Raw genomic sequence first — 12,848 nt, forward strand, 5'->3', positions numbered from 1 at the left:
CTTCCTGTTCAGTTCTTCTTGTGCGCGCCAGCAGGCGATGTGCAGTGCTTCGCTCTCGCCATGGCGACCGCCTGTGCGACGGTTTCCGTGGCTTCGATCGGGGACTCGTGTTCCCAGAATCGCAGTACCGTCCAACCGACTTCGAGAAGCCTCGAATTCGTGTCGGCGTCCCTGAGGCGATTCGCCTCGATCTTCTGCCGCCAGAACTCGGCGTTCTGCTTCGGCCAGGTGGCATGCTCGGGGCACCCGTGCCAGAAGCACCCGTCGACGAAGACGGCGATCCTCAAACCCGGAAATGCCACATCTGCCACGCGGCGAGGTTTCTTCATGACCTCGTAGTCGATCCGGTAACGCAGGCCCCTTCGGTAAAGCTCTCTTCGCAATGCGATCTCGGCATCGGTTCCCTTCTGCCGAACCTTCGCCATGCGGCGACTGGTCTCGGGGGACGAGGGCTGAATGCGCGGCATCGGAAGGCCCTCATCAGCTCGTCATCGGGCCGCGACCGACGCGATATGCGTGTTGATGCTGCGCGCGATGGCACGACCGAGATCGACGGGAACCGCATTACCGATGAGTCGCCCCAGTGCCTTGAAGCTCACTTCGCCGTCATTCGGCACGAAGGCGTAGTCGCGCGGAAAGCTCTGGAGGATCGCGGCCTCCCTCAATGAGATGGCTCGATCTTGCTCCGGGTGCCCGAAACGCCCATTGCCGAAGCCGTAGCACTGCGTGGTCATGGTCGGGGCTGGCTTATCCCATTCCATGCGGCCGTAGACGCCCGGGTAGGTGCGTCCGCTCTCGGCGCGGTGACAGTCGGCGACCAGATCATCCGGCCAATCGCGCCAGGTGCCACCGGGTTTCGATACCTTGATCCGTTTGAGATTCTTTTCCGATAGCGTCGAAGTGACGTGCAATTTGTCCCTCGGAGCCGCTTCACCAGCACTCAATGGGCGCAAGCGGCCAATGGCTTGACGAACCGTCTTCGGTTTTTCGTGGGTCGGTTCGATCATCGTGATGTCACCATGTTTTGATGCCAGCAGCACCATGCGTCGCCGCATCTGCGGCACGCCATAGCGGGAGCTGTCCACGACATCAAACCAAACGTTGTAGCCGAGCCGTTTCAGCGTATCGACAAAGTCATGAAACACTTCGTGCTTCGCGACGGTAGGGACGTTTTCCATCGTGATGACATCGGGCTTGGCGCCTTTGGCGAGACGCGCGAACTCATACAGCAAGCCCCACTTGCCATCCTTTCCGTCGAGTTCGTAGCGCTGTGCGTAGGTCGAGAAAGGTTGGCACGGTGCGCAGCCCGCGAGAATCGTCAAGTCGGCGTCGCCGAACAGCGCTTTCAGTTCAGACGCGGTGACCTTGCTGATGTCACGTTCGACGAATCGGGCCTGGTTGTTGGCTTCATAGGGAAAGCGGCAGGCCGGGTCCAGATCGATACCGGCAACCACGGGCAGCCCCTCCAGCACGAAGCCGTGCGTCAGCCCGCCCGCTCCGCAGAACAAATCCACACAAGAAATCGTTGTCACATCAAATCTCCTGCTTCCACTTCGATACTTGAACGAAGTAGGCGAAACCCATGGCAAACCAGTACCTCATTCCTTGCCCTTGCTCTCGGCATCCGCCGCCCCTCCAGAACGGACCCATTCATCCACTTCTTCGGTCTTGAATTTCCACAGCCGGCCGATACGGTGAGCCGGCATGTTCCGCTTGCTGATCCATGCATAGACGGTGTCCTTGCTGACGCCGAGATACTCTGCGATCTCCTCGACCGACAACCAGCGATCTGACATGACATGAGCTTCCATCACAGGGTGGGGCGGAGTACGGGCAATGTTGAGATATTACATTAGCCGGCCCACTTGAACAGCCAAATTAGCCCGATTGGACCTGGTTTGAGCGGATTTCATCGGACTTGACGGCCTCATATCTCACCCGGGCTCAGCATGTAGACGCAGCCAGTCATGACGTGAAGCTTCGGGCCTGACATATGGAGGTGAGACCGGGAATCCGGTACGGCACCGGTTCCGATTCTTTGCAGCATGGACATCCGCTCTTCCACACCATCACGCCATTGCCTTAGCTGGAAGGAATGGCACGATGGGACAGACCAACCGCCGCGCATCCGCATGGCCTTCGCTGGTCGTGCTGCTGGCCGTGTCGCTCTCGGCCCTGCAGCCCGCCATTGCCGACGACGCTCCTGAGCGTGAGCAGCTCGCTGCGCTCGCCCGCCAACTCGACCTGATCGACCGCATCGCCGAGCACGCCGCCAGTACCGCTCCCCAGGAACGCGCCCGCTACCACTTCGACTACGCCCGGCTGCGCGCAGACTTGAAGCGCGTTCGCGCCGGCCTGCAGGACTACCTCGTGCCCCAGCGCGCCCAGCCGCGCGATCCCGTCCCGTTGGCCGGCGATTACGTCCGCCACGACCGCGCCGACGACGAGGAGCCGTCGCCATGACGCCCTCTGCCGATCAGGTCGCCGCCTTCCAGGCCAACGGCGGCTTTGCGCCTTCGGCCGTCGCTGCCGTGGTGCTGGGCTTCGTGTTCGCCGTGTTGCTGCTGTGGGGCGTGTGGGCCATGCGCACCGCCTACGTCGGCTGGGCCGAGCACCGCATCACCGAACGTCAGTTCCTCGCCGTCGTCGTGCGCTTCGTGGCGATGTACCTGGTGCTGACGTTCTTCCTCCTCTCCTGACCGTCACGAAGGGCCATACGCCATGAACACGCCAACGACATCCCATCGCATTCCGTCCCGCATCGTCGCACCGCTGCTGCCGCTGGCGCTCGCGGGCCTGCCGCTGTCGGCCTTCGCGCAGGGCCTGCCGACCATGGAGGACCCTTCGCGCGGCCAGGGCAGCGGCATCCTGCAGACCTTGCAGAACTACGGCTACGACATCGTGCTGCTGATCGCGCTGCTCGTGGTCGCCTCGATGTTCGTCGGTGTCTGCTATCACGCCTACACCCGCTACTCGGAGATCCACACCGGCCGCGCCACCTGGGGCCAGTTCGGCCTGACGGTCGCCGTGGGCGCGATCCTGCTGGTGGTCGGCATCTGGCTGCTCACCAAGGCCACCGGCGTGCTGTGAGGGCGGCAAGCGATGGCCGTCCCTCCGGAGACCCCGCGCGACACGCTGGTGACGTTCCTGCCGCACCGGCTGAACCGCCAGCCGGTGGTCGTGCGCGGGCTGACCGCCGATGAGTTGTGGATCTGCACCGGCCTGTCGGCCGCAGCCGGATTCGCGCTCGGCCTGCCGCTGGCCTGGCTCACGCACAGCATCGCCATGGTGCCGACGCTGATCGTCGCCGGTATCGCGCTGGGCGTCTTCGTCGGCGGCGGCTTCCTGCGCGCGCAGAAGCGCGGCCGGCCCGACACCTGGCTGTACCGGCAGCTCCAGTGGCGGCTGGCATTGCGGCACCCGGCGCTGGCGGCACTCCTGGGCGGGCAGCGCCTCATCACCCGCTCGGGCTACTGGACTACCCGGCGCAACGCCGATCGAGGTGCGCCATGAGCCGTTTCAAGAACGAGGTTGCGCACCTGCAGGCGCACGTGAAGACGCTGCGTCTGGGGGCCGGCGCGCTGTTCGTAGTGGCGCTGCTGCTCGGCTTCGGCTGGTGGAGTGCGCCGAAGAGTCTCACCATCCATGTGCCGCCGGACCTGCGCTCGGGCAGCACGCGCAAGTGGTGGGACGTGCCGCCCGAGAGCGTGTATGCCTTCTCGTTCTACATCTGGCAGCAGGTACAGCGCTGGCCCACGAACGGCGAAGAAGACTATCCGCGCAACCTGCGCGCGCTGTCGGCCTACCTGACGCCGAGCTGCCGGGCCTTCCTGCAACAGGACTACGAGTACCGGCGCGCCAGTGGCGAGCTGCGTCAGCGCGTGCGTGGCATCTACGAGATTCCCGGCCGCGGCTACGGCGATGATCCGGCCACGCGCGTCAAGGTGGTCTCCGACCGCGATTGGATCGTCACGCTCGACGTGAGCGCGGACGAATACTACGGCTCCGAGCAGGTCAAGCGCGCCCTGGTGCGCTACCCCATCAAGGTCGTCCGGCTGGACATCGACCCCGAGCGCAACCCCTTCGGCTTGGCGCTGGACTGCTACGCCGGCGCACCCCAGCGCATCGAACCGCCGCCGACGCCGACCCAGGCCGGCGCGCCCGCCAACGCCTCCGGCCATCTGCAGGGAGACTCCCCATGAAGCCCATTGCCTTGTCGGCCCTGGCCGGCGTCCTGCTGATCCTCGGTGTCGTGCCGGCCAGCCAGGCCGTGGAAATCCTGCGCTGGGAGCGGCTGCCCCTGCCGGTGCCGCTGGTGGTCGGCCAGGAGCGCGTGGTCTTCATCGACCGCAATGTGCGCGTCGGCGTGCCGGCCAGCGTCGGCGACCACCTGCGCGTGCAGAGTGCCGGCGGCGCGATCTACCTGCGGGCGAGCGAGCCGATTCCGCCCACGCGGCTGCAACTGCAGGACGTGGAATCCGGCGCGCTGATCCTGCTCGACATCGCCGCCGAGCCGGCGAAGGACGGCCAGGCGGCGCTGGAGCCGGTGCGCATCGTGGAAGCGGAAGCCCCCGCGAAGCGCTACGGCGGCGGTGCAGCAAGCGGCGCGGACGAACAGGCCGATGTGCCCGCAGACAAACCCGTTCCCCGGCGCGAAACGCCGGTACCGGTCGTGCTGACGCGCCATGCCGCACAGAACCTGTACGCGCCGCTGCGCACCGTCGAGCCGGTCGCCGGCATCGGGCGCGTAAACCTGCGCCGCGACCTCGCGCTGGACACCTTGCTGCCGACGTTGCCGGTGCATGCGCGGGCGCTGGGCGCGTGGCGCCTGGAAGACCAGTGGGTGACGGCCGTGCGTCTCACCAATACCTCGGCGCGCTGGCTCGACCTCGACCCGCGCGCCCTGCAGGGGAACTTTGTGGCGGCGACCTTCCAGCATCCGAACCTGGGGCCGGCCGGCAACCCGTCCGACACCACGGTGCTCTACCTGGTCACGCGCGGCCACGGCCTGGCCGAGTCGCTGCTGCCGGCGCTGAGCCCGATCGACGCCACCGTGAACCTGCCGCCGGCCGCCGCGGCCGGCTCGACCGGAGGAGCGCGCGATGAAAAGTAATCCGCTGCTCAAGTGGCTGCTGATCCCGATGGCGCTGCTGCTGGTGTTCGTCGGCATCAAACTGTTCTCTGGCGCCCCCAGCGGCCAGCCCGCCCCCAAGGGCGCGACGCTCACGCCCGAGGAGATGAAAGCCCTGGGCATCGCCGGCGACACGCCGCGCGATACCGTCGCCACGCTGGTGGCCCAGGTGAAGCAGTTGCGCACCGAGCTACAGAGCGCGCTCGGCGACAACAAGCAGCACAAGGCCGAGAACGAGCGCCTGCGTGCGCGGGAAAGCGCGATCGACCAGCGCATCCAGAGCGCGCTGGAAGGCGAACGCAACCGCCTGGAGCAGGAGCGCAATCAGGTGGCCAGCGACAGGCAGCAGACCCAGGGGCTGCTGCAGGATCTGCAGCGGCAACTGGACGGCCTTTCCGGCAAGGGTGGCGCGTCCGACCTGCCCGTCGGGCTGGGGCTGGAAGAGGGTGACGGCCAGCGCTTCGACCGCGGCGTCGGTGGCACGCAGTGGGTCGAGCCCGACGATGCCAAGGTCGACGCCAAGAACGGCAGCAAGGAGCCGAGCTTTCCCCTGAGCTTCGGGCCAGCCCAGAAAAGCCTGTCGGCCGCAGTGGAATCCGTCGCCGACGTCGGCAGCCGCGCGGTGGGCGCATCCACGAAGGCGGTCTACACTGTGCCGTCGAACTCGACACTCATGGGCTCGATTGCCATGACGGCGCTGATCGGGCGCGTGCCGATCGATGGAACCGTCAACGACCCGTACCCGTTCAAGGTGCTGATCGGCCCGGACAACCTCACCGCCAACGGCATCGACATTCCCGATGTGGCCGGCGCCGTGGTCAGCGGCACGGCCTCGGGCGACTGGACGCTCTCGTGCGTGCGCGGGCAAATCCGCTCGGTCACGTTCGTGTTCCAGGACGGCACCATCCGCACGGTGCCGGAGGACAGCAGCAAGGGCGGTAGCAGCGGCGGCAACTCGGGTCACAACGGCGCCAGCATCCAAGGCGGCCTGGGCTGGATCAGCGACCCCTACGGCATTCCCTGCGTCAGCGGCGAGCGGCGCAGCAACGCCCAGCAGTACCTGGGCAGCCAGGCGCTCATCACCGCGGCTGGCGCCGGCGCGGCCTCGCTCATCAAGTCCGACAACGGCAGCGTTGCCGTGGTCGCCAACAGCAACGGCTCGCTGGGCACCGTCGGCATCAGCGGCAACGAAGCGATGGGCCGCATCCTCGCGGGCGGCGTGCGCGACATGGCCGATTGGGTCAACAAGCTCTACGGCCAGGCCTTCGCGGCGGTCTACGTGCAGCCCGGCGCCAGGGTGGCCGTGCATCTGGAGCAGCCGCTCGACATCGACTACGACGCCAAGGGGCGTCGGGTCCACCACCGCACTGGAGAAACTCATGCCTCGGATCTGGATTGACGCGGCCGCCGTGCTGCTGGCGGCCAGCCTGCTCGGAGGCTGCGCCACCAGCAAGGAGAAGCTGCTGCCGCACGGCGACAGCACCATGCTCGACATCTGGCATCAGGAGACCGGCGGCGGCGCGGGCGGCGGCCAGGCCGCGCGGCAACTGCTCGATGCGCGCCAGGGCCTGCGCCGGCCGCTGGCCGAGGCCGATGTGCAGGCGGCGCCCGGCGTGCAGGCGCGCTACACCCGTACCGCGCAGAACGAGATTTACCGGCAGTTCCACCGTCTGCCGAACCCCGACCTGGTGATGTACGTGTTCCCGCACCTGGCGGGCACCGACCCGGTGCCGGTGCCCGGCTACAGCACGGTGTTCCCGCTCTACCAGCGCGTGCAGTACGCGATGCCGGGCGAGCGCGTGGAGGACTACTGATGGCCTGGTCGCTGCCGTGGTCACGCAAGCCCGGCGCATCGCCTGCTGCCGCCGTGGATGCGGCCGATGATGCCTGGGCACGGCACGTGACGGCCCTGGCGGCACAGGGTGTCGCCGAGCCGGGCAGCGCGCTCCGCCGGGGCCGGCGCAGGCCGGCCACTCAGGCCGACCACGATGCGCTCTATGGCGTCGCGCCGTCGTTCGCTGACTTGCTGCCCTGGGTCGAGTACCTGCCCGACACCAAGTGCATGTTGCTGGAAGACGGCCAGTCGGTGGCGGCCTTCTTCGAGCTGGCGCCGGTCGGCACCGAGGGCCGCGAGATGGCCTGGCTATGGCAGGCGCGCGATGCGCTGGAGAACGCCCTGCAGGACTCCTTCGACGAGTTGGACGACAACCCCTGGGTGGTGCAGCTCTACGCCCAGGACGAGGCCGACTGGGACAACTACCTGCGCTCCCTGGCGAACTATCTGCAGCCGCGTGCGCAGGGCAGCGCGTTCAGCGACTTCTACCTGCGCTTCTTCGCCCATCACCTGCGGGCCATCGCCAAGCCGGGTGGCCTGTTCGAGGACACCACGGTGACGCGCCTGCCGTGGCGCGGCCAAGTCCGGCGCGTGCGCATGGTGGTCTACCGCCGCACGTCCGCGGCGCCGACCCCACGGCGCGGCCAGGCGCCCGAGCAGGCGCTGACCACGATCTGCGACCGCCTCGTCGGCGGGCTGGCCAATGCCGGTGTGAGAGCCCGACGTCTCGGCGCGGCGGACATCCACGCCTGGCTGCTGCGCTGGTTCAACCCGAATCCGACCCTGCTCGGCGCCACTGCCGAAGATCGGGAACGCTTCTACGCGCTGACCCGCTACCCGGAAGAACGGGAGGAAGGTGAGATCGAACTCGCCAGCGGCACCGACTTCGCGCAGCGCCTGTTCTTCGGCCCGCCCCGTTCGGACGTGCCCAACGGCCTGTGGTTCTTCGACGGCATGCCGCATCGGGTGATCGTGATGGATCGCCTGCGCACGCCACCCGTGACGGGCCATCTGACGGGCGAGACGCGCAAAGGCGGCGATGCCATGAACGCGCTGTTCGACCAGATGCCCGAGGATACGGTGATGTGCCTGACGCTGGTCGCCACGCCCCAGGACGTGCTGGAGGCGCACCTCAACCACCTCGCCAGGAAGGCCGTCGGCGAAACCCTGGCCTCGGAGCAGACCCGCCAGGACGTGCAGCAGGCGCGCGGCCTGATCGGCAGCGCGCACAAGCTCTACCGCGGCGCGCTGGCGTTCTATCTGCGCGGCCGCGACCAGGTCCAGCTCGATGCGCGCGGCCTGCAGCTCGTCAACGTGATGCTCAACGCCGGTCTGCAACCGGTACGCGAAGAGGACGAGGTGGCGCCGCTGAACAGCTATCTGCGCTGGCTGCCGTGCGTGTTCGATCCGGCTGCCGACAAGCGCCAGTGGTACACCCAGCTCATGTTCGCGCAACATGCGGCGAACCTGGCGCCGGTCTGGGGCCGCAGCCAGGGCACGGGGCATCCGGGCATCACGTTCTTCAACCGCGGCGGCGGTCCGATCACCTTCGATCCGTTGAACCGCCTCGACCGGCAGATGAACGCGCATCTGTTCCTGTTCGGCCCCACGGGTTCGGGCAAGAGCGCGACGCTCAACAACATCCTGAATCAGGTGACGGCGATCTACCGGCCGCGTCTGTTCATCGTCGAGGCGGGCAACAGCTTCGGGCTGTTCGGCGACTTCGCGGCACGGCTGGGCCTCACCGTGCATCGGGTGAAGCTCGCGCCGGGCGCGGGCGTCAGTCTGGCGCCGTTCGCCGACGCCTGGCGCCTGGTCGATACGCCGAGCCAGGTACAGACGCTGGACGCCGATGCGCTCGACGAAGACCAGACCGATGCCGGCATGGCCGTGGAAGGCGATGAGCAGCGCGATGTGCTCGGCGAGCTGGAGATCACTGCACGACTGATGATCACCGGCGGCGAGGACAAGGAAGAAGCGCGCATGACGCGCGCCGACCGCAGCCTGATCCGCCAGTGCATTCTTGATGCGGCCCAGCATTGCGTGGCGGATAGACGCACGGTGCTCACGCGCGATGTGCGCGACGCGCTGCGCGAGCGCGCCCGCGACGCCACGCTGCCGGAGATGCGGCGCGCACGGCTGCTGGAGATGGCCGACGCCATGGATATGTTCTGCCAGGGCGTGGACGGCGAGATGTTCGACCGGTCCGGCACGCCGTGGCCCGAGGCGGACATCACCATCGTGGATCTCGCCACCTTCGCGCGCGAGGGCTACAACGCCCAACTCTCGATTGCCTACATCTCGCTCATCAACACCGTCAACAACATCGCCGAGCGCGACCAGTTCCTGGGCCGCCCGATCATCAACGTGACGGACGAAGGCCACATCATCACGAAGAACCCGCTGCTCGCGCCCTACGTGGTCAAGATCACCAAGATGTGGCGCAAGCTCGGCGCCTGGTTCTGGCTCGCCACGCAGAACCTGGACGACTTGCCGAAAGCGGCCGAGCCCATGCTCAACATGATCGAGTGGTGGATCTGCCTGTCGATGCCACCCGATGAAGTCGAGAAGATCGCGCGCTTCCGCGAACTCAACGCTTCGCAGAAGGCGCTGATGCTCTCGGCCCGCAAGGAGGCCGGCAAGTTCAGCGAGGGCGTCATTCTGTCCAAGTCGATGGAAGTGCTGTTCCGCGCCGTGCCGCCCAGCCTCTACCTGGCGATGGCGATGACCGAGCCCGAGGAGAAGGCCGAACGCTTCCAGTTGATGCAGCAGCACGGCATCAGCGAGCTGGATGCCGCCTTCCGCGTGGCCGAGAAGATCGACCGTGCGAGGGGCATCGAACCCCTGGCGCTGGACACGCTGGCCTGACGGGAGCGACACGATGCGCCTGCCTTCATTCGCCCGCCGTCATCCCTGGATCGGTCTACTGATCGTGGCGACGATTGCGATGGCCTCGTGGATGCTGCTGCGCGCGCCGCATCCGGCAACCGAGTCGATGCCCCTGGCCGCCGCCGGGTCCGAAGCGCCGAAACCGGCCGGCCCGCCCTGGCTGTATGGCCGTGCCGATGCGCGCTTCACGGTGGTCGGGTACGCCGACCTGGAGTGTCCGTACTGCCGGGCCTACTTCCCCGCGCTCAAGCGCTGGATCGACGCCCATCCCGAGGTGAACTGGCAGTGGCACCACCTGCCGCTGTCCATGCACGAGCCGGCCGCGACTGCCGAGGCACGCCTGGCCGAGTGCGCGGGAGAGACGGGCGGACATGCCACGTTCTGGCAGGCCGTGGCGTGGCTCTACGCGTACACCCGCGGCGACGGCCAGGGCCTGCCGGAGGGCCTGCGCTATCCCGACCTCACGCCAGCCATGCAGGCTTGTCTCGACAGCGAGCGCCCCGATGCGGTCATCCGTGCCCAGGCGGTGGAAGCCGCACAGCAGGGCATCGCGGCCACGCCGGCCCTGCAACTGCGCGACCGCGAGTCCGGCAAGACCCTCCTGCTGCACGGTCCCGTCGAAGGCGATGCCTTGCTGTCGGCCATCGACCTGCTCGCCGCCGGCAACACGACCGCAGCCGAACCTGCCCATTCCCCAGACATGCCCGCCGGCGTTGCCGGTGACATGCCCAGGTAGCCATCGATCTTCAAGGCTGCGGCGCGGCTCGTCCGCGTTGATCGAAACCCGTTCGCATCGCATCCCTTGACGCGAACAGCCACCGCATCCGCGGTGGTGGATGCCCGCTCGTCACCTGTTCCATCCCCATCGTCCCCAGGAGGGTTTGCCCTCCAGGGGCAGGCGCCCTCCGATCTCATCCATTGGAGGTTCGCCATGTCTCTCGTCATCGCCGACTCCCGCCCGGAGTCGCTCACCCTGATCGCCGCCCAGCACGAAGACTGGATCATCCGGCAGGCCATCACCCTGCTGGAGAACCGCGTGTTCAAGGCCGGTCCGGCGCTGGGCAGTCCCGCCGCCGTGCGCGACTACCTGCGCCTGAAACTGGTCGCGGAGCCGAACGAAATCTTCGCCGTCGTGTTTCTCGACAACCAGCACCAGGTGCTCGCCTTCGAGCCGCTGTTCAAGGGCACGGTCGACCAGACTTCGGTGTATCCGAGGGTGGTGGTCCAGCGTGCGCTGGCGCTCAACGCTTCGGCGCTGATCCTGGCGCATCAGCACCCCTCGGGGAACACCGAGCCCTCGGCCGCTGATCGTGCGATCACCGAGCGGCTGAAGAGCGCCCTGGCCACCGTCGATGTCCGGGTGCTGGACCACTTCATCGTCGGCAAGGGCAGCCCGTACTCGTTCGCCGAAGCCGGCTTGTTGTAGCAGCACCAGCCGACGCGCATTCATGTCATCACCACGGGAGCCCTTTGCTCCCGTTTCCTTTCGCCGGCCCGCAGAGAATCGGGACTGACCGGTTTCGGTTTCTTTGTCGTCCCCTGATCTGCGTTGCGCTCGACTACGAGTCTGCATCGACTCCGCGGAGGCGCGACATGCCGGCTCATTCCCTCAACCTTCCTGCCGCCTCGCGGCGCCCCCTGGCCGCCCGGCTGGCCGCTGGACTGTGCGCCGCGCTGCTCGGTCCCATCGCAGCGGCCGCCGATGTGCTCGTCGTCACCGACAGCCGTCATCCGGTGCTGGCCCCGGCCGGCGTGCGGATCATCGAGCTGGACCAGGCCACGCGCATCGAGGTCGAACTCGCCGCGCGCCTGCCGGCCGACCCGCAACAGGCCGCAGCCGTGGTGCGGCAGCGGTTGCATGACGGCGGCGAGGCGCTGCAGCGCCGCATCGGCCACGCCTATCAAGGTGTCGCGGATGCCTGGGGACTGGGCATCGCCAAGATTCCCGCCGTGGTGGTCGATCGACGCTACGTGGTCTACGGCGAGCCCGACGTGGCCCGCGCCGTCGCGCGCATCAACGCCTACCGGAGCACGCAGCCATGAGCCTCCTGCTGGCACGCCGGCGCCTGCGCGCCACCGCCGCCTCGCTGCTGCTGAGCGCGGCCACGTCGACGTTCGCCCTGGACACCGCCACCATCGTCTCGTCGGCGCTGTCCCCCGACTGCCTCGAATACCGCGTGGTCGGAATCTGCTACTGGCTGTACTGCACGCCCTTCGGCTGCTCGGTTCGCACCTCCGTCAAGGTGCGCCACTACGTCCCCGATGCGGTGGTGTCGAGCTACTCGAACACCGGAGAAAACCCGTGGCAGGAAGTCAGGGCGATGAGCATGCCCAACCCGACCGCCAAGGCTGGCGGTGACGGCACGACCAATCACGACAACGAGAACAACCTCGCCAAGTTCAAGAACGCCGATGTCATCGGCCATCCGGCCGGGCTGGTGTTCAGCCAGTTCGCCAGCGCCTCCGGCTACACCTGCGAAGGCGCTGGCACGGCCTTCATGCCGTATCTGCTGAGCACGCTCGACACGATCGCCTGGCGCTACAACATCCCGGAAGCGTTCTACCCCGAAGCGCTCATCCCCGGCCGGCGCGAAATCGGTACGCGCACCGGCCTGAACCTCTGGGGCAACGTGTATCCCCGCGGTGGCTTCCTGCACCAGACCGACGACCACAAGAGCGGCGCCGTGGTCGCGCAGCGCGCGGGCGACATCGTGACGCGCCGCAACCAGATTCACGTGTATCAGCCCCTGCTGGCCAACGCCCGCGACGGCTACTGGCCGGCCGGCGCGCTGATGGAGACCGACGCCTCGACGGGCAAGTGGCAGGAGCTGACGCCCACGCTCTCGAACAGTTGCGTGGTCTTCCCGCACAGCCGCACCCGCGTGCAGGCCCAGCAGGGCGACTACGCCTGGGCCTTGTGGCGGCCGTACTCCTGCTGCCGGCGCCGTGGCCAGGTCTTCCTCGGCAGCGTCGATTTCATGTGAGGAACCCACG

At 67.5% G+C, this 12,848-nt stretch carries 16 protein-coding genes; 13 read left to right on the plus strand and 3 right to left on the minus strand.

Annotation, left to right across the window (positions count from 1 at the left end; translation table 11 throughout):
• Nucleotides 1-8: 8 nt before the first annotated feature.
• The 3 genes from O0J73_RS00430 to O0J73_RS00440 form a co-directional block, all read right to left on the minus strand.
• Entirely contained in the window at nucleotides 9-467 is a 459-nt protein-coding gene (locus tag O0J73_RS00430) for a very short patch repair endonuclease (RefSeq protein ID WP_212181387.1), read from the minus strand.
• Between the two features lie 21 nt (nucleotides 468-488).
• Entirely contained in the window at nucleotides 489-1,532 is a 1,044-nt protein-coding gene (locus tag O0J73_RS00435) for a DNA cytosine methyltransferase (RefSeq protein ID WP_212181388.1), read from the minus strand.
• 66 nt (nucleotides 1,533-1,598) lie between these two features.
• Nucleotides 1,599-1,796, minus strand: coding sequence for a helix-turn-helix domain-containing protein (locus O0J73_RS00440; protein ID WP_212181389.1), 198 nt, complete (start codon nucleotides 1,794-1,796; stop codon nucleotides 1,599-1,601).
• A 307-nt stretch (nucleotides 1,797-2,103) separates the two neighbouring features.
• On the opposite strand from O0J73_RS00440, the gene O0J73_RS00445 reads away from it, so the two are divergent.
• The 13 genes from O0J73_RS00445 (at nucleotide 2,104) to O0J73_RS00505 (ending at nucleotide 12,838) form a co-directional block, all read left to right on the plus strand.
• Nucleotides 2,104-2,463 carry an RAQPRD family integrative conjugative element protein gene (locus O0J73_RS00445; protein ID WP_274496000.1) on the plus strand — a complete coding sequence of 120 codons (360 nt, stop codon included), beginning with the start codon at nucleotides 2,104-2,106 and terminating at the stop codon, nucleotides 2,461-2,463.
• Nucleotides 2,460-2,699, plus strand: a complete 240-nt coding sequence (locus tag O0J73_RS00450; protein ID WP_003294214.1) for a TIGR03758 family integrating conjugative element protein — start codon at nucleotides 2,460-2,462, stop codon at nucleotides 2,697-2,699. Before O0J73_RS00445 ends, O0J73_RS00450 begins: the two co-directional genes overlap by 4 nt.
• A gap of 22 nt (nucleotides 2,700-2,721) precedes the next feature.
• A complete protein-coding gene (locus tag O0J73_RS00455; protein ID WP_011805412.1) occupies nucleotides 2,722-3,090 on the plus strand; it encodes a TIGR03745 family integrating conjugative element membrane protein in 369 nt (122 codons plus the stop codon).
• A gap of 12 nt (nucleotides 3,091-3,102) precedes the next feature.
• Nucleotides 3,103-3,513, plus strand: coding sequence for a TIGR03750 family conjugal transfer protein (locus O0J73_RS00460; RefSeq protein WP_019484538.1), 411 nt, complete (start codon nucleotides 3,103-3,105; stop codon nucleotides 3,511-3,513).
• Entirely contained in the window at nucleotides 3,510-4,202 is a 693-nt protein-coding gene (locus tag O0J73_RS00465; RefSeq protein WP_023085008.1) for a PFL_4703 family integrating conjugative element protein, read from the plus strand. Before O0J73_RS00460 ends, O0J73_RS00465 begins: the two co-directional genes overlap by 4 nt.
• Nucleotides 4,199-5,113, plus strand: coding sequence for a TIGR03749 family integrating conjugative element protein (locus O0J73_RS00470; protein WP_308307738.1), 915 nt, complete (start codon nucleotides 4,199-4,201; stop codon nucleotides 5,111-5,113). The genes O0J73_RS00465 and O0J73_RS00470 overlap by 4 nt, the downstream gene beginning before the upstream one ends.
• Complete coding sequence (locus O0J73_RS00475) at nucleotides 5,103-6,530, plus strand: TIGR03752 family integrating conjugative element protein (RefSeq protein ID WP_033959609.1); 1,428 nt, start codon at nucleotides 5,103-5,105, stop codon at nucleotides 6,528-6,530. The genes O0J73_RS00470 and O0J73_RS00475 overlap by 11 nt, the downstream gene beginning before the upstream one ends.
• Nucleotides 6,511-6,945, plus strand: a complete 435-nt coding sequence (locus tag O0J73_RS00480) for a TIGR03751 family conjugal transfer lipoprotein (RefSeq protein ID WP_033959611.1) — start codon at nucleotides 6,511-6,513, stop codon at nucleotides 6,943-6,945. The genes O0J73_RS00475 and O0J73_RS00480 overlap by 20 nt, the downstream gene beginning before the upstream one ends.
• Nucleotides 6,945-9,833 carry a conjugative transfer ATPase gene (locus tag O0J73_RS00485; protein ID WP_033959614.1) on the plus strand — a complete coding sequence of 963 codons (2,889 nt, stop codon included), beginning with the start codon at nucleotides 6,945-6,947 and terminating at the stop codon, nucleotides 9,831-9,833. The genes O0J73_RS00480 and O0J73_RS00485 overlap by 1 nt, the downstream gene beginning before the upstream one ends.
• Nucleotides 9,834-9,846: 13 nt before the next feature.
• Entirely contained in the window at nucleotides 9,847-10,590 is a 744-nt protein-coding gene (locus O0J73_RS00490; protein ID WP_023121127.1) for a thioredoxin domain-containing protein, read from the plus strand.
• Nucleotides 10,591-10,785: 195 nt separating this feature from the next.
• Nucleotides 10,786-11,280, plus strand: a complete 495-nt coding sequence (gene radC, locus O0J73_RS00495; protein WP_003292123.1) for a DNA repair protein RadC — start codon at nucleotides 10,786-10,788, stop codon at nucleotides 11,278-11,280.
• A gap of 167 nt (nucleotides 11,281-11,447) precedes the next feature.
• A complete protein-coding gene (locus O0J73_RS00500; RefSeq protein ID WP_023121126.1) occupies nucleotides 11,448-11,897 on the plus strand; it encodes a TIGR03757 family integrating conjugative element protein in 450 nt (149 codons plus the stop codon).
• The gene (locus tag O0J73_RS00505) at nucleotides 11,894-12,838 is read left to right on the plus strand and encodes a TIGR03756 family integrating conjugative element protein (protein WP_033959618.1); all 945 of its coding nucleotides are present in this window, start codon (nucleotides 11,894-11,896) and stop codon (nucleotides 12,836-12,838) included. The genes O0J73_RS00500 and O0J73_RS00505 overlap by 4 nt, the downstream gene beginning before the upstream one ends.
• The last annotated feature ends 10 nt before the right edge of the window (nucleotides 12,839-12,848 follow it).

The organism is Stenotrophomonas sp. Sm6012, assembly GCF_030985895.1.
Classification (GTDB): Bacteria; Pseudomonadota; Gammaproteobacteria; order Xanthomonadales; family Xanthomonadaceae; genus Stenotrophomonas; species Stenotrophomonas forensis.